Source organism: Agrobacterium vitis (assembly GCF_013337045.2).
Lineage (GTDB): Bacteria > Pseudomonadota > Alphaproteobacteria > Rhizobiales > Rhizobiaceae > Allorhizobium > Allorhizobium vitis_B.
Genome location: NZ_CP118263.1, coordinates 48,265 through 68,334, shown reverse-complemented (window position 1 = coordinate 68,334; position 20,070 = coordinate 48,265). Strand labels below are relative to the sequence as shown.

The 20,070-nt window shown below is 56.3% G+C and carries 17 protein-coding genes and 2 pseudogenes; 10 read left to right on the top strand and 9 right to left on the bottom strand.

All coding sequences use genetic code 11. From position 1 onward, the window contains the following. Positions 1-250: 250 nt before the first annotated feature. Both G6L01_RS27690 and G6L01_RS27685 read left to right on the top strand, forming a co-directional pair. Positions 251-991 carry an AcvB/VirJ family lysyl-phosphatidylglycerol hydrolase gene (locus tag G6L01_RS27690; protein WP_081088911.1) on the top strand — a complete coding sequence of 247 codons (741 nt, stop codon included), beginning with the start codon at positions 251-253 and terminating at the stop codon, positions 989-991. A gap of 432 nt (positions 992-1,423) precedes the next feature. Continuing rightward, positions 1,424-1,744: pseudogene (locus G6L01_RS27685) on the top strand (transcriptional regulator TraR); the annotation flags it as partial. A 135-nt stretch (positions 1,745-1,879) separates the two neighbouring features. Here the strand turns inward: G6L01_RS27685 and G6L01_RS27680 are convergent. From G6L01_RS27680 to G6L01_RS27660, 5 genes and pseudogenes are all read right to left on the bottom strand, one after another. After that, positions 1,880-2,029: pseudogene (locus G6L01_RS27680) on the bottom strand (IS66 family transposase); the annotation flags it as partial. Positions 2,030-2,462: 433 nt separating this feature from the next. After that, a complete protein-coding gene (gene tsaA, locus G6L01_RS27675; RefSeq protein ID WP_081088910.1) occupies positions 2,463-2,954 on the bottom strand; it encodes a tRNA (N6-threonylcarbamoyladenosine(37)-N6)-methyltransferase TrmO in 492 nt (163 codons plus the stop codon). 399 nt (positions 2,955-3,353) lie between these two features. After that, positions 3,354-3,986, bottom strand: coding sequence for an HAD family hydrolase (locus tag G6L01_RS27670; RefSeq protein WP_060716566.1), 633 nt, complete (start codon positions 3,984-3,986; stop codon positions 3,354-3,356). A 1,816-nt stretch (positions 3,987-5,802) separates the two neighbouring features. Beyond that, positions 5,803-6,411, bottom strand: coding sequence for a hypothetical protein (locus G6L01_RS27665; protein ID WP_060716565.1), 609 nt, complete (start codon positions 6,409-6,411; stop codon positions 5,803-5,805). Positions 6,412-7,254: 843 nt separating this feature from the next. Continuing rightward, positions 7,255-7,563 (bottom strand): transcriptional repressor TraM, encoded by a 309-nt coding sequence (locus G6L01_RS27660; protein WP_060716563.1) that lies wholly within the window; start codon positions 7,561-7,563, stop codon positions 7,255-7,257. 558 nt (positions 7,564-8,121) lie between these two features. Between G6L01_RS27660 and G6L01_RS27655 the strand changes: the two genes are divergently transcribed. Then, on the top strand, positions 8,122-8,376 hold the full coding sequence (locus G6L01_RS27655) for an antitoxin (RefSeq protein WP_060716562.1): 255 nt from the start codon (positions 8,122-8,124) through the stop codon (positions 8,374-8,376). Further along, positions 8,373-8,696 (top strand): type II toxin-antitoxin system RelE/ParE family toxin, encoded by a 324-nt coding sequence (locus G6L01_RS27650; protein ID WP_060716561.1) that lies wholly within the window; start codon positions 8,373-8,375, stop codon positions 8,694-8,696. Before G6L01_RS27655 ends, G6L01_RS27650 begins: the two co-directional genes overlap by 4 nt. A 14-nt stretch (positions 8,697-8,710) precedes the next feature. Here G6L01_RS27650 and G6L01_RS27645 read toward each other — a convergent pair whose 3' ends face one another. The 4 genes from G6L01_RS27645 to traA are packed head-to-tail and all read right to left on the bottom strand — an operon-like array spanning position 8,711 to position 14,369. Continuing rightward, positions 8,711-9,343 (bottom strand): TraH family protein, encoded by a 633-nt coding sequence (locus tag G6L01_RS27645; RefSeq protein WP_060716560.1) that lies wholly within the window; start codon positions 9,341-9,343, stop codon positions 8,711-8,713. 13 nt (positions 9,344-9,356) lie between these two features. After that, on the bottom strand, positions 9,357-10,526 hold the full coding sequence (locus tag G6L01_RS27640; protein ID WP_070167550.1) for a conjugal transfer protein TraB: 1,170 nt from the start codon (positions 10,524-10,526) through the stop codon (positions 9,357-9,359). A gap of 16 nt (positions 10,527-10,542) precedes the next feature. Next, the gene (traF, locus tag G6L01_RS27635) at positions 10,543-11,070 is read right to left on the bottom strand and encodes a conjugative transfer signal peptidase TraF (RefSeq protein WP_070167486.1); all 528 of its coding nucleotides are present in this window, start codon (positions 11,068-11,070) and stop codon (positions 10,543-10,545) included. Continuing rightward, positions 11,067-14,369: a Ti-type conjugative transfer relaxase TraA gene (gene traA / locus G6L01_RS27630; RefSeq protein WP_070167549.1), complete on the bottom strand. Its 3,303-nt coding sequence runs from the start codon at positions 14,367-14,369 to the stop codon at positions 11,067-11,069. The genes traF and traA overlap by 4 nt, the downstream gene beginning before the upstream one ends. 270 nt (positions 14,370-14,639) lie before the next feature. Here traA and traC point away from each other — a divergent pair, with 270 nt between their 5' ends. The 6 genes from traC (at position 14,640) to G6L01_RS27600 (ending at position 20,051) form a co-directional block, all read left to right on the top strand. Further along, a complete protein-coding gene (traC, locus tag G6L01_RS27625) occupies positions 14,640-14,936 on the top strand; it encodes a conjugal transfer protein TraC (protein WP_060716558.1) in 297 nt (98 codons plus the stop codon). After that, positions 14,911-15,156, top strand: a complete 246-nt coding sequence (gene traD / locus G6L01_RS27620; RefSeq protein WP_114386963.1) for a type IV conjugative transfer system coupling protein TraD — start codon at positions 14,911-14,913, stop codon at positions 15,154-15,156. The genes traC and traD overlap by 26 nt, the downstream gene beginning before the upstream one ends. After that, positions 15,143-17,101 carry a Ti-type conjugative transfer system protein TraG gene (traG, locus tag G6L01_RS27615; protein WP_070167487.1) on the top strand — a complete coding sequence of 653 codons (1,959 nt, stop codon included), beginning with the start codon at positions 15,143-15,145 and terminating at the stop codon, positions 17,099-17,101. Before traD ends, traG begins: the two co-directional genes overlap by 14 nt. 136 nt (positions 17,102-17,237) lie before the next feature. After that, complete coding sequence (locus G6L01_RS27610) at positions 17,238-19,112, top strand: phospholipase D-like domain-containing protein (protein ID WP_060716555.1); 1,875 nt, start codon at positions 17,238-17,240, stop codon at positions 19,110-19,112. Between the two features lie 262 nt (positions 19,113-19,374). Continuing rightward, positions 19,375-19,632, top strand: a complete 258-nt coding sequence (locus tag G6L01_RS27605) for a WGR domain-containing protein (protein WP_060716554.1) — start codon at positions 19,375-19,377, stop codon at positions 19,630-19,632. A gap of 140 nt (positions 19,633-19,772) precedes the next feature. Beyond that, positions 19,773-20,051, top strand: coding sequence for an HU family DNA-binding protein (locus G6L01_RS27600; protein ID WP_060716553.1), 279 nt, complete (start codon positions 19,773-19,775; stop codon positions 20,049-20,051). Positions 20,052-20,070 lie beyond the last annotated feature (19 nt).

Here is a 20,070-nt window from a genome sequence, read left to right as displayed (position 1 = left end):
ATTGATATAGACGGAAATTTTCATTCGTCCCCAGCCAGCCAGAGGCTTCACCTTGTTGATCACCAAAGATTTGGCAGTGGCGCCGTCCTTTGATGAGCCACCTGGCCGCGAGTTTAATCCATCGCTGGTAAGATTATCTGCCTCTGTTTCATCTGTAACAACTCACAACACAGCCGACATCAACTTGAAACAGCAGTTGGAAATTATCCATATCCGACACGCAGGTTAACAACTGACGCAGGGTCTCGACATGGTAATAAAGTTGTTATTGGTATTCGCGTTAACACTTATTCCCGGAGTAAATTCCGCATACGCAAACCAACGCGTCAACCATGTCATGTGGTCGAATAGAGGCGCAAATCGACTAGGGATTCCTCTTCGCGTGTTTAGCGCCAATCCAACCAAGAACACGGTCGCGATCTTTTACTCTGGCGATGCTGGATGGCAGAATATCGACGAAGAGATTGCTAACTATCTGCAGACGGAAGGGATTCCCGTCGTTGGCGTCAATTCGCTCCGTTATTTTTGGTCCGAACGGTCTCCAAGCGGAACTGCGGCAGATCTTGGACATTTAATTGATGTCTACACCAAGCTTTTCGGCGTGCAGAATGTTTTACTTGTAGGATATTCCTTCGGCGCTGACGTCATGCCAGCAAGCTTCAATCGGCTTACCCACGAGCAAAGAATGCAGGTTAAGCAAATCTCCCTCCTGGCATTGTCACATCAGGTCGACTATGTCGTTTCACTCAGGGGCTGGCTTCAACTCGAAACCGAAGGTAAAGGCGGCAATCCTCTGAATGACCTCACATCGATTGACCCAACAATCGTCCAATGCATGTACGGGCGCGATGACCGCAATAATGCTTGCCCATCGCTCCGGCAGACCGGCGCCGAAGTTATTGGCTTTAGTGGCGGGCATCATTTTGATAATGATTTCAATGGATTGTCTAAGCGCATCGTCTCAGGCCTCGTGACACGCCTAAGACATTAATAACGTTTAGAGTGCTTAGCTTCGCCCTTATTTAATGGTTTTTCCAATTCGGCAGTATTTTGATTCACTCATGGCGGGAGAAATTGGCATGAATGATTTGTTTTGTTGACCCCTTCACACTTCAGCCAGATCCAGCTGTTTTTGCCGATTGCTCGCGGCGTCGAGCGCGTGGATGGTCTGAGGGTGAGAGGTTGCATGGGCACGTTCACATCGCCCCTCCCCCCAACAGAAATTTGAGCGGTTCCGAACGCCGCTCGATGTTCATTTGATGAAGGAGATCATCGCTCCAGGGAGCAGTCGAGGTCGCCACCGCGAAATGTGCAGAAGCGAGCTTTTCTGCTCATGGGTGTCCGCGCCGACGGAGGCAGCGCTGGTCATGCCATGGTGCGGGACCTACGCCATGAGTCCGCATCTGGCCGAGCGGTCGCGGGCATACTGGCATCGGAGAAGCCCGCGATCGATCTCGATCGTGAGATCGATGCAGTTGCAGTAGCGGCGACCATTGGACAGATCCATGCCCGTATTTCATCCCTTCGCACCACGCCCAGTGCGGAAGGTGCCGTATGGCTCGATCCGAAGGATAGCGACCTATCTGAGATGGATTGCCTTGGGCAAGACGATGGAAGAAATCGCTGACGTGGAAGGCGCCAAATACAACAGCGTCCGCGTCAAGCTTCGCGAAACCATGAAGCGCTTCGACGTCTGCCCAACGCGCATCTTACCGCGCTGGCAATCCGACGAAAACTCATTTGAGGGTTAAAGCAAATCCGGCAGTTAACGCATCAATCGTGCTGTGACGGGGCGAACCCAATACGCGTAGGTTGTCCAGTTACTTCTCGACAAGGTGCGTCCGCGGGACGTCACATAGAAGGAGGGGCCGTGGCCGCACTCGCGCGGCAGATGTTCAGAAAATGGTTTGCGTGATGGGCGTTTGCGCTCGAACGCTTTGAGGGCTGAGGATTTGGCTGCACTTTCAGCCGCAAGTTCGTCTTCATTCGGGTCTGCCGCGAGTTGCAGTTCCATCTGCTCAAGGGGCCGTAGAGTTCACGGCGAACGTTGTCGATCCCCAGCATCCCCTTAACCGCCTAACAGCACGGTTCCGATCGAAAACGAACAATTTGAGCACACTTTGGAAGGAAACGCCGCTCCGGTACTTTCAGCAAAACGTTTATATCGCATGAATTGCTCAGTGGGCTCTTAAGTCCAGTCTTAACAGCTCAAACTCACGGGATAAATGGAATGTCGCGACTACTCGCCTCGGAGAAATCCTGGAGCCCATGCCGCAAGTTCATCAATTCGATTGAACGCGTTTGCAGCAGCAGCCACTTCTGCAATGATGGTGGAATTGGCAAAAGGTGTGCTTCCGTCGCTGCGCTGCTCGTCCGAAACCTCGCGAAAACCTAGTTCACCGTAAATGCCTATCTCGACCCGCGGCTTTCTCTGCGGAACGAAGGGTGGTGCATCATGCCAGTCAGGCGGCCGGAACCGAGGGACTTTTCCTCACTGGGGCTAGCGGCTTTGATAACGAGCGATCCGGTTTGATATCCAACAGCGGTGTTTCATCCAGGCAGTCAAGGCCACGTACGGCAATCGAGTTTCCAGATACTCGTTCCACCTTCACGATCGACGTTCCGATCGGATTGGGCCTCACAGGTGATCGCAGAGAGAAAGCGCCGTGAATCTCTCCATCGTCAGCGGGACTTAGTAGGACAATATCGCGCGGTGACTCGTGCAGCCAATAAAGAACTTCAAGCTTCGCATACACCTCGACACCCTTCAGCGCCAAGGCCCAAGGTTCCGAAATCTCAAGCGTGCATAGTGGCCCCGATTCACTGCCCTGCCGAGGAGTGTCAGCTCGACTTTTCCAGGGGGTCCGGATCTTTCCAACAAAGAAAAGCGATGCGTCACCGTCTTCGGGTAGCGCGACCGCAACTTCATTTGTTCGCAATCTGGTTGAGTGCATAACAGCTCCTGCCAAGTTTAGTGAGCCAACAGATTTCGCTTCGCTCCCAAATCTTGTAAGAGGTGAGTTAACCGGTCATTTCAGGTTCGCCGTATTTCATTTCAATTGTAATATGCTTCTGCCGACGCAGGCTGCGCGGCTTTGCGGTACTCAAACCGCCCCGCTCACCAATGATGACCCCAGATAATCCCGTCTAGCGCAATCGAACGGATGCCGTGACTGCCGTTCCAAGGCGATCACTCCGTTGGCTTAAAAGATGCGCGGTACCGCCGATGAGGGGGACGTTGAACGACTGCTGGCAAATCTGACGACATCTGCTTTCAGCCCGAAGCCCCGACATGTGAAGTAATTTCAATGTAAATATAACAGCATTAGCACTGCAAGAGTTGTTCTTCTTCTCTATAGAGGTTTCAAGTCTATTAAATCCTCAATATCTTCGAGAATGTGAGTGGGATTGCTGCAGGCCAAAGCCTCTCTCTTGGCATAACCCCACGTAACTCCCGCGGAGGCAATGTTTTGACTCGTCGCTGCCTCAATATCACGAACCTCATCTCCGACAAGAAGGACTTCATTCCGGGACTTTTTGCACCGGCGAAGTATCTTATTGATCCTTTTGCCCTTCCCAAATACCGGCGAGCTACCCTCTATATAAGCAAAGTATCTCTCCAATGGCCCGAGCACGCGCTGAATATTTTCAATGCTGTTCGAACTTAAGATTGCAAGCTCCACCCCTTGATCTTGGAGGAGAAATAAGACCTTTTCTGTCCTAGGGAACATATCGAACGTTGCTTCGCGAGCCAGTTTACGCAAATCTCTCACGATCAGAGGAACGCGCCATACCGGTACTCTCAGCCATTTCAAAACCTGGCAAACTGAAAGGCCACGCAGATATTCAATCTGAGTGTCGCTGGGCGTTACAAATCGGTGTCGTTCGGACATTTCCCTCAGAGCGCTTATCATCCAGGCGCTGCTGTCGGCCAATGTACCATCAAAATCAAATATTATTAGCCTATAAGCGTCACTTTTAGCCATACATACTTTCCATATTTGTATATACGCACAATTGTCATTATATATATCATGTTAATACGATATCTATATTTAGATAATGCTGTATCAATACAGGTTTACAAAACACATCTCTTCAGTATACCGATTTTGTAACAATATATTCAGGGATATTCGAATTGTCCCTGTTGGCCGCGATCTCGCTTCAGGACTATCATTCCCTGAATGCTGGTTAAACAGAAACTGTGTTTCAGCAGTAACGCCCGCGATCGGTTTGCTGCTGGGGGATACTGGGGAGCGACGTCGTTCGTTATACAACGCTACCGAATTCAATCACATGGCTAAGAAGTATCTGGTGATCCACGCACACCACCTCGTGACGGCGAGCTAAGTTAAAGACAGAATTTGCAGCAGCTCGACCATGAAATCGAGCACGCCATCTTTCGCCCTCCCATGCGAACTCGAGGCGACACGGGAGATCGATACCTTCACGAACGTCTGGAACACCGGCGATCTATGTCGCCTTGCTTTTTGTTTCTGCCGGAACCTGCCACAAAAACTTCAGTGTTTCAGTTGAAACCCGGTTTTTTCCAACATGGATTGCTAGGACAGCTCAATGCACCAATATGCCGTCCCAGAAAGAGGGCCAAGCATTGATGTGTAGATTTCTTGAATCAGCAAAAAACATGTTGATGAGACCGTGGCGCGTGTCGGTTAGACGGGAAAAGCCGTCGAATTCATCTTCGTGCACAATTGTCTATATCTGTGAGTCAGAGCTGCAGGTAAGAGATTGCGTGCAATTATGCATTGATCGGAAAGTCGACTATTTGATAGTCGACGAATTTAGCCACCATCGTTTTGATAGACATTCTGTTGTTGTCCGCAAGTATCGCGAGCTTTGCCTTGAGGTCGAATTTGCTGACTGTCTTGTTATTGTCCGTGACTTTTATGACAATGGAGTTGGCGTCCGAGGCGGCTGATTAGATGCATCTACAGATTGCGTTCGGTACAGCAGAGATCGATCATCATATAGAGCGAAGTCTCCGCCGTCTCAGCTCTTGCGCTGGTACGATGGCCACGAGAACCGGCGGAAGTCAAATATGCCCGTCATCAGGTCCGCCACCGCCAGTGCGCATCTCGCACGGAATGTAGGGCAAAGTCGAACATATATGCGATCGATATAAGCCTCTCATCCTGTTTGATTCGCGCACCGCCGGCCATTTTCATCTCCAACATTACTCCATCATGACGGTGCTTCTCGCATGGAAATACCAGGCGAGCGCTTCAGATTGTTCGGATGGCTGGGATGTTCGGCCAACCTGTTGCTGCTGTCATGGGCACCGGAGACGGCAATGCAGTTCATGCAGGCCTCGTCTTCTACCAAGGCAGCGACAGGGTTAGCGTTGTGTTTTGACCCTCCTCGCCTAATTCGCCTGCGATTACGGACCTGGCAAATCGCCGGCGGGCATGGCGGTGAATTTCCTCTATCTCGTCGCTCCCTGGCAACGCTGTTTGGCTTCGCTTCTCTCAGCGATAGTCCATCCATCTACACCATCCTCGGCGGCGCGATGGCAGTGCTAGGGACAATCATCGTCGCCCATTGGGAAAGATTTCATAACGGGCTCCACAAAATTACACATTGCCTTGGCCACGCCGGAAGAGCGGGCGCCGCATTGTCTGTGGCTCCATCTCCCCGTGATTTACTCAGACGCACGAAAGGTCGCGAGCACCAAGTCGCAAAACCTGGCCCCCATCAGATCAGGCCGCGTGTACCCAACCCGCCAGTCTTAAGAAGAGTGCGAGCAGGTCCTTCTAGGCGCGCGTCGAAGAGCGCATATAGTCATAGACCGCGCGTTCCTCGAGGCCTTTCCACCGACATCAATTCCGCTCGCGCATCGTCGTGGGCCTCTTTGATCGATCTGGCGATAGGCCGAACTTTTGCCATCACCTCGGTAGCGGAGATCTCATTAAACATAATGGGTTCCGCAACATTGAAGACCAAATCAGGAATATTCTCAATTTTACGGTTCAGGTCGTTCCCTGACAAACTCTCTCCTGGTTGGCCGTCGTGATGGGTATACGCTACGCCTAAGACTGGGCGAATTGCGACTTCATTTTGCATTTGCAATAGTTGCGCTTCACTTAGTTGTTCTCCATCCGGCAGTGTTGCTGCCTGCCGCACGGCATGACACAACAGTTTCGCCTGTGGCGCCAGGATCTTAAGGCGTGACGAGAATTTTTCTAAAGGTTCCGTTCGAACCACGTCCCTTGTCGAGCGATGGGATTTGCTAAAATTAGCTATATTCTCCGCGGACTCAACTGGATTGTCAGTCGCTAGACGTTTGGCAACTTCCGTCAGCACAAGGTCTGGCAGATCAAGCAATTCTGTTTTGTGGGGTACCTGTGCATCGTCGTTCCCAGATGCATCATGCAAACTCGAATTTCTCATGATATCGCTCCTTTGTTCATCAAAGGATAATATGCTACTCGGGTGGAGACGATTAAGAATTTTTCTGTTTCATTTGTAGTTTTACGGCACAATTGATCAGCTTCGGCATCATCAAAGCGTTGGTCTGGCCATCTTCCGACGCAGCTAAGAAAAAGATTACTGTTTTTGAATACTGAAGAGAAAAACTTATAAATTTAAGAGCAATCTGCGGTAGTCTGTCCGCTCTCTTTCTCCTGCGGTCAGTACTGAACAAACTGTTTGAAGATTAAGACATCAAGTTGTCGTCAACTGTCGTTTCTGTCATTCGCGCTTAGAGCCTTCAACGTTTAAGCAGACCTCCCCGTCGTCCCAGTCAGCACCGATGACACCTAGCAAAATGCCTTGTTGGTAGCGGCCACCGATAGGCAAACCAGCGAGGAGCGCTGGAAGGGTCGCTGTCAATCGGCCCTTTGATTGCGACTTAGTCAAGTCTGTTCTGTCCGTGCCGGGGTCATGGCCCTTTACTTTTACGAGAGTTCGGATGCCGCCCGTGAGGCAGTTTACCGGTTTAAGCGCGAGGCGGCCGAGTATCCTGAACATGTGTGGAAACCGGTTATCTCGTGAAAATTCAGATCCGCGCAATTTCGCCGAACGTGGCGCTTGTGTTACTAAATGAAGACATCTCGACGCTCATCAAAAGCTTCGAAATCATTGAAATGATCGACGACACAGAATAAGCTTGCTCCCGCCGGGGAGCACAATGGGCAACGCCACCACTAGATCGCGCAGCTTAAGCACGGAAACCAAACTATACAGCCATATCCGCCATCACACGATGATGTCGGCGCCTGACTTTGACCGCTGTCAGTTAACGACGACCTTGGGAATGAAGCCAAGAATACTGATCAGCGTGTTCAGGGCGCTCATCTGCGCATGCATTTCGATGCTCGCTTCAATGTATCGAATATGCTGTGGGCCGCCAGCTTCTTTTCCGGTTTTGTAAGTCTCCGGGAGAGCCTGGAAGAGTTCATCGGCTTTTTCCACCAACTGCCGGTGTGTCCGGATAGCATCGATCGTGATTGCTTCCAGGTCCGCCGGAGGTAGTCCACGCGTCAGCCCGATCAATGGGCGGAGCTCGACCCTATTCGTCACGATTGCATCTTCCAGTTCCATTCCTGACCTAACCCTGGTTAGTCTGCGGTACGCCCCCGCAAACGTTGAACCCTTTGAACCCTTGCCCGGGGGTTAGAATCCGAGATGAATCGGCCCTGCGACCTTTAGCCGGAGCCTGGACATACGTCACAGGCCCCCGGACACAAGGTCAGAGGGTTCCTGGCGCCATTCCGGTCAGCGCCAACCGTTCATCTGCGGATTCTAAGCCGCAACGCAGCACGTACTGCGTGCCCTCTTATAAGAAACATTCCAGAATGACGCCAGTGTCGATCGAAATCACCGCGGTGCAAATCTTCACATCCTGTCCTCGGCCAAAGATATTCAACACCATACAACGCCATCATGGGACAAACTTGTTCCAGCTTTACGACAAGTGGTGGAAATTCCTTCTCATGTGAGGCTGGCATCGCCTGCAGTTTGGCGAAACACACTATGTGGCCGGACCCAGCCGTAATGTACGCACTTTTCCGCTGCATGCGCCTCCCGAGAACAGCCCAATTGGCCAGATGCCAACATTTGTGCTAATGTGGGTTTGTGACAATATCCGGAGCTTGTTGTATGAGCCGACTGACAATCGATATTACCGACCAGCAGCATCAAAATCTGAAGGCCACTGCCGCTTTACAGGGAAAGACGATCAAGCAATATGCGCTGGAACGCCTGTTTCCCGGGGACGCGGATGGTGAAGTGGCATGGCAGCAGTTGAAATCGCTGCTGAGCGATCGCATCGGTGAAAGTCTGGCGGGAAAAGTGTCCACCCGTAGCGTAAGCGAGGTTCTTGACGAGGAACTGGCCAAGGATAGCCGCGGTTGACCACAACCTATGTTCTGGCGAATGGCGCGGAAGCGGACCTGCGCGGAATCATTCGCTACACGCGCAAACAATGGAGCGATGCGCAGGTGCGCCGATACATTACCAGGCTAGAGCAAGGTTTTGCCCGGCTTGCCTCGGGGCAACCACCGTTCAGAGACTTGGGCGAGCTTTATCCGACGCTCCGCATGGTCCATTGCGAGCACCACTACGTCTTCTGCCTGCCGCGCGACAACGAGCCCGCGCTGATTGTCGGCATTTTCCATGAGCGCATGGACCTGATGACGAGGTTGAGCGAAAGGCTGGGGATGACCACCACGTAAAACCAGGGTCAATCCTATGGTTTTCGAGCGCCAATCCCCGACAGATCGATGCGAATGTCGGAAGTGTTTGGATCGGACGGAGCGTCGTCCTGTTTTGCGTTTTCGGAGCCGTCACCGGCCGGAGCCTCATTGGTGGCCGGTTCAGCTCCGTCCTTTTTCACAGGCCCAGGATCGGCGAGTTTCATCTTTCCTGGATCTTCCGCTCGAAACACCGCCGTTCCTTCGAAGTATCCCGTCTGCCAGGCAATGATCGCGTCGTCGAACACTTGCGGTAGGACTTGCCTCTCGGTCGGATTGCCATACCATTTCGTGACAATCCGATAGACCTTGGCGAAGAGTGCCGTGCCCATGCGGATGTTCTCGCAAGCATCGACCAGGTCCGGCTTCAGCTGGCCCGCCTCCAGGATGCCGAGGCCGGCCGGATATTGTGTGATCCCGACGCGAACGGTATTGCGACCGAGGTTGTCTCTGATCAGCGCCAACGCTTCCTCCGCCGTCTTCGGCCTGGGCACCAGCACGACGCGGTTTCCGGAGCGAACCGTGACCGCCAATGGATCCTGCGACCCTGCCTGCTCGATGAACTGTTCGACGATCGCCGGCTTCAGGCCGGGATCGCTGCATTCCTTGATTAGGGCGGCATCGACCATCGCAAACAATTCCTTATCTGTTGAAAGACGTGACGACGGGCAGTCCGAAGAGTTTTGCCCAGGCCATCACGCTCACGTTTTGAATGGCGACGATCGACGTTCCCGCGGTCCACCATCCGTTGCCCGGGGCGACGATTGCGGTGGGGGAATGCAGCATCGACTGCAGGACCGGCCAGAGGACAAGCTGTTCGTAGCAGATCAGCACGGCGACCTTCTGGCCGTCGTTTTGCACAACTGGATTGCCGAAGAGGTTGGCGCGGGCTCCACCGCCCTGCCCGGTCCATGCCCGCCATGGCTGCCACATGGACACCGGGACCGGCATGCGTTCGCGATAGAGAATTTGTGCTTCCTCCGCCGAAATCGCCACCATTACATTGTCGTAGCCGCCCGGATCGATGACGGCCGCGCCGGCGATCACAGTGAGCTCCGAGCCTTGCAAGCCTTGGCTCCAGAGCCTCGCGACGGTCGGCGTCCAGAAGCCCAATGCACTTTCGGGAAGAACGATGAACCGGGTTTTCTCTCCCGCAACCGCGCGCACCGTTGCGATCAGGTCACGGTGATCGTCAAGCGAGCCGTCTCGTCCGAGTTTCTGACCTTGTTCGAGGTCGACGCCCTTCCATCCCTCGGGTAGTTTCGGTGATGTCCACGTGGCAGTGGACCAGAGCCAGAATCCTCCCATGACGATGGCGACAGCCCGCCAATATCGCGATGTCATCATCGCGAGGCCGGCTGTCATCGCGACCAGCCCCCACCATCCCCATCCCGGAAAGAGCACACCGGTAGCGGTGAGCGGATGCGCCCAGCCGGTTATGCCGAGGGGCGGCAGTCCCATGAGCATCGCCGCCGCCAGATAGCGCCCCGCCATTGCCATTCCCGTTCGACCTTCTCCCGGAGACTTGCCTTCCGGTTGCCCCTTCCAGAGCGCCGCATGCACGCCGGCGAAGGAGAGCGAAGCAACTGCCCAGAGCAGAAGCCCGGGCCAGAGATCGGCGGCATAGAAGTTGGCGACACCCTGCGGCAGCCCACGCGAGGCAGCCAGAAAATATCCGGCCGACACGAGCATCGCCGTTAGCCGCGACGGCGACATCGCCCAGAGCGCCGGAAACAACACAGCGACCGGAAGGGTCAGGACATGACCGCTCCAGGCAGTCCAGCCGCAAGCAACAGATACGGCGATAAGCAGGCAGGATCGCCGCCAATTACGGTTCGAAAGTGAGGACTGGCCGCGCCAGGCCGAGAAGGCCCGTGTCGGGAACCGGTCCAAAATACCGACTATCATAGGAGCTCGCAAAGGATGAGTGAAGAAACAGATTTCTCAGTGGCACGATGCCGGTTTTGAATGGTGTGATCGGCCTGCCCTCTCCATCGCTCGCGCGATTGATCGATGAGGCGAGAGGCCTGCCGTCGACAGTGACATTTACGCCGATTTCCACATGCTGTCCGGGAAGCGCCGCCACTGTCTTGATCAGCGGCGCAAAGCCACCGGGGCAGAGGCCACGCCTAACATAGCCGCGGCGCCGCGCCTCCTCGAAAGACGCGGTCGGCGGTGGGCAGATGAACACGAGATCGCCGACCTCGACCGGACGCTGCAGGGCCATGATACGCCAGAGCCCAAGCGGCTCGCTCGGCGTCAGGTTCAATCGAAAGCCGCCGAAGTATGCGATTGCCGCCAGAGCGGCGATCATCCCACCTAGGCCGGCCAGGAACAGGAGAACGCGCCGCCTCATTGCTTCATCACCAGCGTCTGGCGCTGGGCGAGACGCAAATCTTCGGCCTGACGCAGGGTCTGAACGGTGCGCTCATGAGCGGCGAGCTGCTGGGACGTGCGCATGATCGGCCAGGCCTCTGTCAGACGCTCCTTCTGCTCGGGCAGCATCCCTTCGGAGAGTTTGTCGAAGAGCTTTCCGGAGGGTTCGCGCGCGGCATTGGTGAGCATGGTACGCTCGCCGAAGCGTTCGGTGACGGCTTGGTTGAACCCGTCAATTTCCAACTTGGTTTCCCGGTTGCTTAGTGCATATGCCATGGCCGCCGGCAGATCGTTGCGGTCGATCGCATCACGCACGCGCTCCAGCACCACATGCGCTGCCGGCGACAATGCCGGGATGTCGATCGACACGCGCTGACGCAATGCCTGCTCGTCAGCCTGCAGCCGCTGCACGGCGGTCTCGTGCATCCCCAGATACTGCTCAAGATCGCGCTTCAGGGCCGGAACATTGAGGTCTGCAACGCGACGGTCCTCGCGCTCAGTCTTGCTGGCAAGAATGCCGGTCTTGCCCTTCAGCGGTCCGATCGACGCCGGGGCGGTCGTCAGCGTCTGAAGCGCCAGTTTGGCCGTTTCCTTATCCACTAGCACCGCATCGAAGTTCATCGCCCGGAAGGCGGTCTCGGGATCGGCGAAGACGTAAGCAAAACGGGTCGAGACCTCTTCCCATTGTTGTCTGAGGGCTGGATCGGCGTCGAGTTTTTCGCCTACCGTATCGGCAACGGAACCGGAAAATGTCTTGATGCCTGCGACCATGGGCGCGGCCTCCTTCATCGTTTGGGTTTTCGAGGGATGGTGCAGACCGAGACGCTCTGCAAAGCCGGCAAGGCGCTGGCTGAGATCGACCAGTTTCGTCTTCTGGCGCAGTGTCCACTCGAGTTGGTCGCGTAGCAGCGTACGCGCCACCTGGACGATGTTGAGGCCACGGTTTTCTGCGTACCGCAGCGCTTCGCGGTAAAGCTTTCCGCGCTCGTAATCGAGGGTGGTCTCCTTGGCATTCTTTCGGGAGAGTACCTTGGCCAGGCCGCCGTTGAAGGCGAAGGACCGGCGTCCGTAGTAAAGCTGCAAATCCTCGCGATGGCGGGTCATGGCCACATAGGTCAGATGCCGGTCCAGCGAGAGGCTTGCCAACACCTTCACGCGGTCGACAGTAGCGCCTTGCGATTTATGGATCGTGGTAGCGTAACCATGATCGAGATTGCTGTAGAAGCGTTGCTCGACGATGACCTGCCGGCGCTGATCACCCTCTCCGATGACAGCAACGATCCTGCTCGGTGCGGCCTCAATGACATGAGCGATCATGCCGTTCTTGACGCCGAGCGAGGTCTCGTTCTTCAGGAAGACGATCTGGTCGCCCACGTCGAACTGCCTGACACCGTCAGCCGTTTTGAAGACATGACCCTCACCGACAATGCCGCGTTCAACGAGTTTTTCGCGGGCCATAATGTTCAGCATGCGAACGTCGCGGCGCAGATGCGCGAGGATCAACGTTGTCTTCGTCTGATCGTAGTCGTGGTTCCAGTCACCGATCAGCCGCTCGACGGCTTCCGCCTTCAATCGCGTGCCCGTGATCCTGACATTGGCATCATAGGCGGTCAGCGCCTTTTCCACATTGCCTCGGGCCAGATCGAGTGACGCCTTGCGCATCCAGTCCTCGCGCTGGCGATAGATTGTCTCGAGTTCGGCATAACCTATGCGGTCGACGATGGCGCGGAAGGCAGCCCCCGCCTCGATCGGCTGGAGCTGTTCGGGATCGCCGACCAGCACGATCTTGGCACCTGCCCTGACCACGGTATCGACAAAGCCGGCCATCTGTTTTGAGGCGACCATACCTGCTTCGTCCAGGACAAAGACGGTTTTGTCATCGAGAACGTCACGACCACGGTTCCAGCGCAGTTCCCAGGACGCAAGCGTCCGGCTCTGGATCCCGGCTTCCTTCTCCAGACCCTCGGCTGCTTTGCCGGCAAGCGCTCCGCCGACCACACGATATCCGGCCCGTTCCCACGCCTCGCGGGCAGCCTTCATCATCGTGGTCTTGCCAGCACCGGCACGGCCGACCACCGCTGCGATCCGGGCGGGACCGGCGATGCGCTCGATTGCCGCTTTCTGCTCCTGCGACAACCGCTCATGCCGCCGGAACGTTGCGTCCAGAGCAGCTTCAGAGACAGCATGACCGTCCCGGTTCGACAGCCATAACGCCTGCCGCACCATCGTCGCCTCAACGCGGATCATCGCCCGGGTCGAATAACGGGCGGGCACCTTTTCTCCGGTCGCGAACGCGATCGTGTCACGCTGCAAACGCAAGACTTCCGGGTTCAGGATGATGCGTAACATCAGTTGCTGGAAGACAGCCGGGTCATCGACATAGCGATGCAGAACCTTGGCGACATCGCGTTCATCGAAAACGCTCTTCTCTCGCGTGATCACGTCGAGCACGATGGCTGGATTGTTTAGAATGCGGCGGGCATTCTCGCTGCGGCGCTGCTCGTTCAGCTCGATCCTCTCCAGCTCCGGCCGGACGCCCTGTTGCTGTGCCTTGCGCTCGATCGCCTTGGCGCCAACGCCGAGATGGATCGTCGGTTCGAGGTCGATGCCCTGCTTTTCGTAGGAACGGCCATCGATCTTGAGATCGATGCCGCCAAGCGCCAGGTGATAATTCAGCCGCTCGAACCATCCATCGCGCAGGACGTTGAAGTCACCCGTCGATCCGGCCCAGAGCTCATAGAGGATTTTGCCGGACTTCGTGCGGACCGGCTGGCCGTCCTTGGCCGTAACCGCAACCTTCTTCGATCCGAACCCCTCCTCGGTCAGCGGGCGCAATGTCGTCATCAGATGGATGTGCGGATTGCCTGGATTGTCGTGGTAGACCCAATCGGCAACCATGCCCTTGGCGTGGATGTGTTTTTCCACGAAGTCGCGAACTAACGCGATGTTCTGCTCCGGGGTGAGCTCCAGCGGAAGCGCGATTGTCATGTCCCGGGCAAGCTGAGCATCGGAGCGCTTCTCGAACGCCTCGACTTTGTTCCAGAAGGCTTCCGAAGCTCCGGCAACAGATCGGTCGGCAATCATCGCGCGGACCCATTTCGGGGCATCGGCCGGGAGCAGGAATTCCTCATGCACAAGCCCCTCCTTCCGAGTGTAGTCGATGGTACGGGCCTCGCGCTCATACTCCATCTTCGCGCAGTGCCGGTAGGCCGCAGACAGCACGACGCTGCGGCCGCCGCCGCGACTGACGATGCTGGCTGAGAAATGGGCGATGGCCACGGCGTAAAACACTCCCGGTTCGAACCTCGTTCCCAAAGAGCGGCCAGGTCGAGCGGCAACCCTACGACGGCCCCGCCAGGGGCCGTGGGCAAGCTCGTCGCATCAGCGACGTATAATTGCGCCCTTGGATCCGCTCCTTCGGAACGGCGGGATCATCCTCCAAAGTGTCGGCTTTGCCGACGTGCAGATCTGCACATTCCTTCGGACGTGCTTTTGGGGAAATCTTGCAACGGAACAGACGCCCAAGATTTCCAGGGAGATGCGACCGGAATGAAGAAACCATCATCGAAGATCAGGGAAGAAATCGCCAGATTGCAGGACCAGCTGAAACAGGCCGAAACACGCGAGGCCGAGCGCATCGGGCGGATTGCGCTAAAAGCTGGGCTTGGGGAAATCGACATCGAGGAGGCCGAGCTTCAGTCAGCCTTCGAGGAAGTCGCCAAACGGTTTCGTGGCGGCAAGGGCTCGGCGACCGGAAAGAGACAAGCCGGAGAGAGCCGGACCGGTACCGAGCCGTCCGCGGCGCTCGCGTCTGGCGCGGATGAAGGCGGGTCTGGCGAGGCTTGAACGGATGGCAAAGTCGATGACGTCAGAAGCACGCAAGAAGGACTCCCGCGAAAAAATCGAGCTCGGCGGGCTGATCGTCAAGGCAGGACTGCGTTACGAAAAGCGGGCGCTGCTGCTCGGGCTGTTGGTCGACGGCGGCCGCCGGTTCAAGGGCGACGAAGAAGAGCGGTCACGCTTGACCGCCATCGGCGCGGAGGCCTTTGGTCGTGACGGTGAATAGAATTCTCCTCACCGTCATCCCGGCCACAATCATGATCGCCGCGATGATGCTCATGCCGGGGATCGAGCGATGGCTGGCGGCGTTCGGAAGGACAGCGCAGACAAAGCTGATGCTCGGGCGGATCGGTCTCGCCCTGCCCTACATCACAGCGGCTGCGATCGGCACGATCTTCCTGTTCGCGGCCAATGGCGCTGCGAACATCAGGGCGGCCGGGTGGGGCGTTGTCAGCGGCAGCGTGGCGGCGATCTTCATCGCGGCGATCCGCGAGGCGGTCCGGCTTGCCAGCATCGCCGGCAACGTTCCGGGCGGACAGTCGGTATTCGCCTACGCGGACCCGGCGACGATGCTTGGCGCGTCCGTCACATTCCTTGCCGGCGTCTTCGCGCTGCGCGTCGGTCTTCGCGGCAATGCGGCTTTTGCCAGTTCGGCGCCGCGCCGTATCCGCGGCAAACGCGCCGTGCATGGCGAGGCCGACTGGATGAAGGTGCAGGAGGCGGCAAAACTTTTCCCCGATCCCGGCGGCATCGTCGTCGGCGAACGGTACCGCGTCGATCGCGACAGCGTTGCGGCTGTGTCGTTCCGCGCCGACGATCCGTCGACCTGGGGCGCGGGAGGCAAGAGCCCGCTCCTATGCTTCGACGGCTCCTTTGGCTCCTCGCATGGCATCGTCTTCGCCGGATCCGGCGGTTTCAAGACGACGTCGGTCACGGTCCCGACCGCGCTCAAGTGGGGTGGCAGTCTCGTTGTCCTCGACCCGTCGAGCGAGGTCGCACCGATGGTATCGGAGCATCGCCGCAAGGCTGGCCGGAAGGTGATCATTCTCGATCCCTCGACGTCAGGCGTGGGCTTCAATGCGCTCGACTGGATCGGGCGACATGGCAGCACGAAAGAAGAGGACATCGTCGCCGTCGCAACGTGGATCATGACCGACAATCCCCGCTCGGCCTCTGCGCGCGACGACTTCTTTCGGGCGTCGGCCATGCAGCTTCTGACGGCTCTGATTGCCGACGTCTGGCTGTCCGGTCACACGGACGAGCAAGACCAGACGCTGCGCCGTGTGAGAGTCAATCTTTCCGAGCCGGAACCGAAGCTGCGGGCGCGTCTGACCAAGATCTACGAGCAGTCGGAATCGGACTTCGTGAAGGAGAATGTTTCGGTCTTCGTCAACATGACGCCTGAGACCTTTTCCGGGGTCTACGCCAATGCGGTGAAAGAAACCCACTGGCTATCTTATCCGAACTACGCCGCGCTCGTCTCAGGCGACAGTTTTTCGACCGACGATCTCGCCGAGGGCGGAACCGACATCTTCATAGCGCTCGATTTGAAGGTACTGGAAGCCCATCCCGGACTGGCGCGAGTGGTTATCGGATCGCTGCTCAATGCCATCTACAATCGAAATGGCGATGTGAAAGGTGGCGCGCTCTTCCTACTTGATGAGGTCGCCAGGCTCGGCTATCTGCGGATCTTAGAGACCGCCCGCGACGCCGGACGGAAATACGGCATCACGCTGACGATGATCTTCCAGTCCATCGGCCAGATGCGCGAGGCCTATGGCGGGCGGGACGCGACGAGCAAGTGGTTCGAATCCGCGTCGTGGATTTCGTTTGCCGCGATCAACGATCCTGATACTGCCGACTATATCTCGAAACGCTGCGGCGATACGACGGTCGAGGTGGACCAGACAAACCGCTCGTCAGGGATGAAGGGATCGTCGCGCTCACGTTCCCGGCAGCTCAGCCGCCGGCCGCTGATCCTGCCACATGAGGTGCTGCGCATGCGCGCTGACGAGCAGATCGTGTTCACATCGGGCAATCCGCCGCTCAGATGCGGACGCGCCATCTGGTTCCGTCGTGAGGATATGAGGACTTGTGTCGGTGAGAACAGGTTCCATCGTCCAGCCAAGGCGCAAACGATGCTGGAGTCTCGGCAAGCCGACCAAAAGTGACGACGAGAAGCTTCACAATAATCACACCGGCTCGCGACCAAGACGAATGGCCACTTCTATCGTGACCGAAAAATTGTATAGTTGACAGCGCTCAACAAAAGCTTCGTTGGAACTCTTGATCACACGGGGGAACGGCATGCGGTATTTTGAGGAAAACAACGGCCTGAAGGTTCGCGCCATCACCGGCACGCGTTCGATCCTTCTAGCATTCGATGCCGATCGGGACACGCGAAATAGCCTGAGAGGATTTTCGATCCGCCGCTCCGAATATCTCAAGAAACCCGACGGCGAAACGGTTACAAGCGTGAAGTGGCTCCAGTCGAGCAAGGTGTTCAGGACGGTCGAACCCAAGCCGAAGGAGAAGATCAACGGAAGATTCAAGATCTTCCGGACGGACAAACACCCGATCCAGAAATTCTTCTGGTCGGATTATGGAGCGGAGCCGAGCACCGATTATCAGTACGAGATATTTCCCGCCTATGGTCCGGTAGGCGATCTTCAGCTTGATAAACATCGTATGATCGCGCTGAAAATCCGGACAGAAGACGAAGACGACGGCAAGCACGGAATCTGGTTCAATCGAGGAGCAATTGCGAGCCAGCATTATGCACGCGAGTTCGGCAATATCCCTCCGACAGAAGAAGAAGTGCTTGACCTCAACAATATCAAGACGCGGTGGCTCTCGCGTGGGCTACTCGAAGCCTGCCTTGCCTATATCAAGGCACCCAAGAAAGGGGAGTGGCTTCACGCCTGCCTCTACGAGTTCAGCTATCAGCCCATCATCGATGCTTTCGACGATGCGCTGAAGAGAGGCGTCAACGTTCGAATTATCTATCACGCCACCGAGGCGAACAAGAAGGCGATCGGCACGAAACTATCCGGCAAAGATGTCCTGATAGAACGGACACGACCTACCATTCCGCACAACAAATTCATCGTCCACTCTTCGAAATCCGACAAGCCACTGGCCCTCTGGACGGGCTCGACGAACATTACCATGTCGGGTTTTTTGGGACAGTCCAATCTTGGTCACCTGTTCCGCGATCCAATGCTGGCTGATCGTTACAAGAAATACTGGGATCTGCTATCGAAAAACCCGACAGGCGCACCGGTTAGAAAAGAAACGAAAACCATCTCGCCCCAACCGCAGGAGGTTGTTGAGCCCGGCTCAATCTCCCCGATCTTTTGCGCGCGCGACGATCTCGCAATGCTATTCTGGTATGGTAACAGGATTCTCGACGCACGCGACCTTGCGATGTTCACCGTCGCGTTCACTGTCAGCCCACTTCTGATCTCCGCTCTGGCGCAAAAGCGTGATTGCCTGCGCATGCTGGTGATGGAATCGCGTCCACCGGCAGAATTGATTGCGGCCTTTCGTAAAGACGGTCGTGACCCGATGTTGACCACCTCCTATGGGGCGGTGCTGGGCAAGAAGAAAATCATGATCACGCTGCCGAACGGGAAAAAGACCACCAGAACCATCGACATCAAAAATTTTCCGCTCGGGGAATGGTTCTGGCGCGAGGAACACACCCGTGAGAGCGGCAACATCTTTTTCATTCATACCAAATACCTGATGATCGACCCGCTATCTGATGATCCCCTGATCTGCACCGGATCAGCGAACTTCTCCGCCAACAGCCTTCAGAACAACGACGAGAACATGGTCCTGATCAGAGGCAATACCCGCGTCGCCGATATTTATCTGACGGAGTTCCTCAGGCTCCACGAACATTTCTATTTTCGGGACGCGGCCAATAGTCAGGCAGGCAAGGGAAAGGACGCAGAGGGCGCGTTTCTCGAAGAGATCAAAGACTGGACAGCAGATGATTTTCTCCCCGGAACCTATCTCAACGCACGGCGCGAGATGTTCTTCCGGGACGCTCCAGGTTCGTGGGGCGAGCAGGCACAAGCCCGCGATCCGAATGAATCCGCCGTCATGGCCCAGCAACAGGCGCTCGAGGACAAGCGGAAGGCCGCCGAGAAGCGACGAGCCGCCAAGCAAAGCTGAGCGTTGCCGATCGATAATGAGAGCTGCATGCGCAGTTTTGCCGATTGACTTGGGTGAGCCAACCAGAGTTGGGTGACGAGAGGATCGTGACCCGCATGGGACGGAACTGCTGAGCGGGTTCGGTGCGCTCGCGCATAGAGCCAGTGCGGCGAAGTCGCCTCGCCCATTCCCGATCGAACTCATCACACAGATGAATCGATACTTCCTGATTGATTCAGAATCGTCATTGGACGCTCCCTCCAAAGGAAGCGAGAATCCAGCCATGGAAAAAGACGCAACTGGCCTGGTTCATCTTCACCGCATCGATACGACGCAGAACATGCGGCGCTTCTATATGCTTGCGATTCAGCCAACGCTCTTCGGCGGCGCCTCCGTCATTCGTAACTGGGGCCGGATTGGATCGAGCGGGCAGACAATGGTTGATACCTTCGATAGCGAAGAAGATGCGGATACGGCACTTGCACGCATCGAGCGCACAAAGAAGCGACGGGGCTATATCAGCGTTCAGCCCAGCGAATAGCCGGCGCCCGCGATCCAAACCCGAATTTTCCTGTGGTTTTCGCCATTCTTGCAGCAAATCCAGCTTTTACGCCCCTATCCCCGCCACATCTTCGTTGTCATACCAGAAGAACACCAATCGATAGAGGAGACTATTCTTCCATGACCACCACCAACGAAATCGCCGACAAGATCGCGTCCGAACAGAACCTGACCAAGGTTCAGGCGAAGGCCATCGTCGAAAGCGTCTTCAAACAGATTGCGGACGCAGCCCAGGCTGGCACGGAAACATCCATCCCGTCCTTCGGCAAATTCAAGGTCAAGGAAACCCCGGAACGAGACGGACGCAATCCGGCGACGGGTGCTACGATCAAGATTGCGGCGTCTAAGAAGCTGACATTCACGCCAGGCAAGGCGGTAAAGGACGCGCTCAACGGCTGACGTCCCTGTGCTGCTGGTT

Excerpts from the sequence above, each read along its gene's own strand:
- G6L01_RS27690 (WP_081088911.1), top strand. The coding sequence starts at position 251 with ATGGTAATAAAGTTGTTATTGGTATTCGCGTTAACACTTATTCCCGGA.
- tsaA (WP_081088910.1), bottom strand. The coding sequence starts at position 2,954 with ATGCACTCAACCAGATTGCGAACAAATGAAGTTGCGGTCGCGCTACCC.
- G6L01_RS27670 (WP_060716566.1), bottom strand. The coding sequence starts at position 3,986 with ATGGCTAAAAGTGACGCTTATAGGCTAATAATATTTGATTTTGATGGT.
- G6L01_RS27665 (WP_060716565.1), bottom strand. The coding sequence starts at position 6,411 with ATGAGAAATTCGAGTTTGCATGATGCATCTGGGAACGACGATGCACAG.
- G6L01_RS27660 (WP_060716563.1), bottom strand. The coding sequence starts at position 7,563 with ATGGAACTGGAAGATGCAATCGTGACGAATAGGGTCGAGCTCCGCCCA.
- G6L01_RS27655 (WP_060716562.1), top strand. The coding sequence starts at position 8,122 with ATGAGCCGACTGACAATCGATATTACCGACCAGCAGCATCAAAATCTG.
- G6L01_RS27645 (WP_060716560.1), bottom strand. The coding sequence starts at position 9,343 with ATGGTCGATGCCGCCCTAATCAAGGAATGCAGCGATCCCGGCCTGAAG.
- traF (WP_070167486.1), bottom strand. The coding sequence starts at position 11,070 with ATGAGGCGGCGCGTTCTCCTGTTCCTGGCCGGCCTAGGTGGGATGATC.
- traC (WP_060716558.1), top strand. The coding sequence starts at position 14,640 with ATGAAGAAACCATCATCGAAGATCAGGGAAGAAATCGCCAGATTGCAG.
- traD (WP_114386963.1), top strand. The coding sequence starts at position 14,911 with ATGAAGGCGGGTCTGGCGAGGCTTGAACGGATGGCAAAGTCGATGACG.
- G6L01_RS27610 (WP_060716555.1), top strand. The coding sequence starts at position 17,238 with ATGCGGTATTTTGAGGAAAACAACGGCCTGAAGGTTCGCGCCATCACC.
- G6L01_RS27605 (WP_060716554.1), top strand. The coding sequence starts at position 19,375 with ATGGAAAAAGACGCAACTGGCCTGGTTCATCTTCACCGCATCGATACG.
- G6L01_RS27600 (WP_060716553.1), top strand. The coding sequence starts at position 19,773 with ATGACCACCACCAACGAAATCGCCGACAAGATCGCGTCCGAACAGAAC.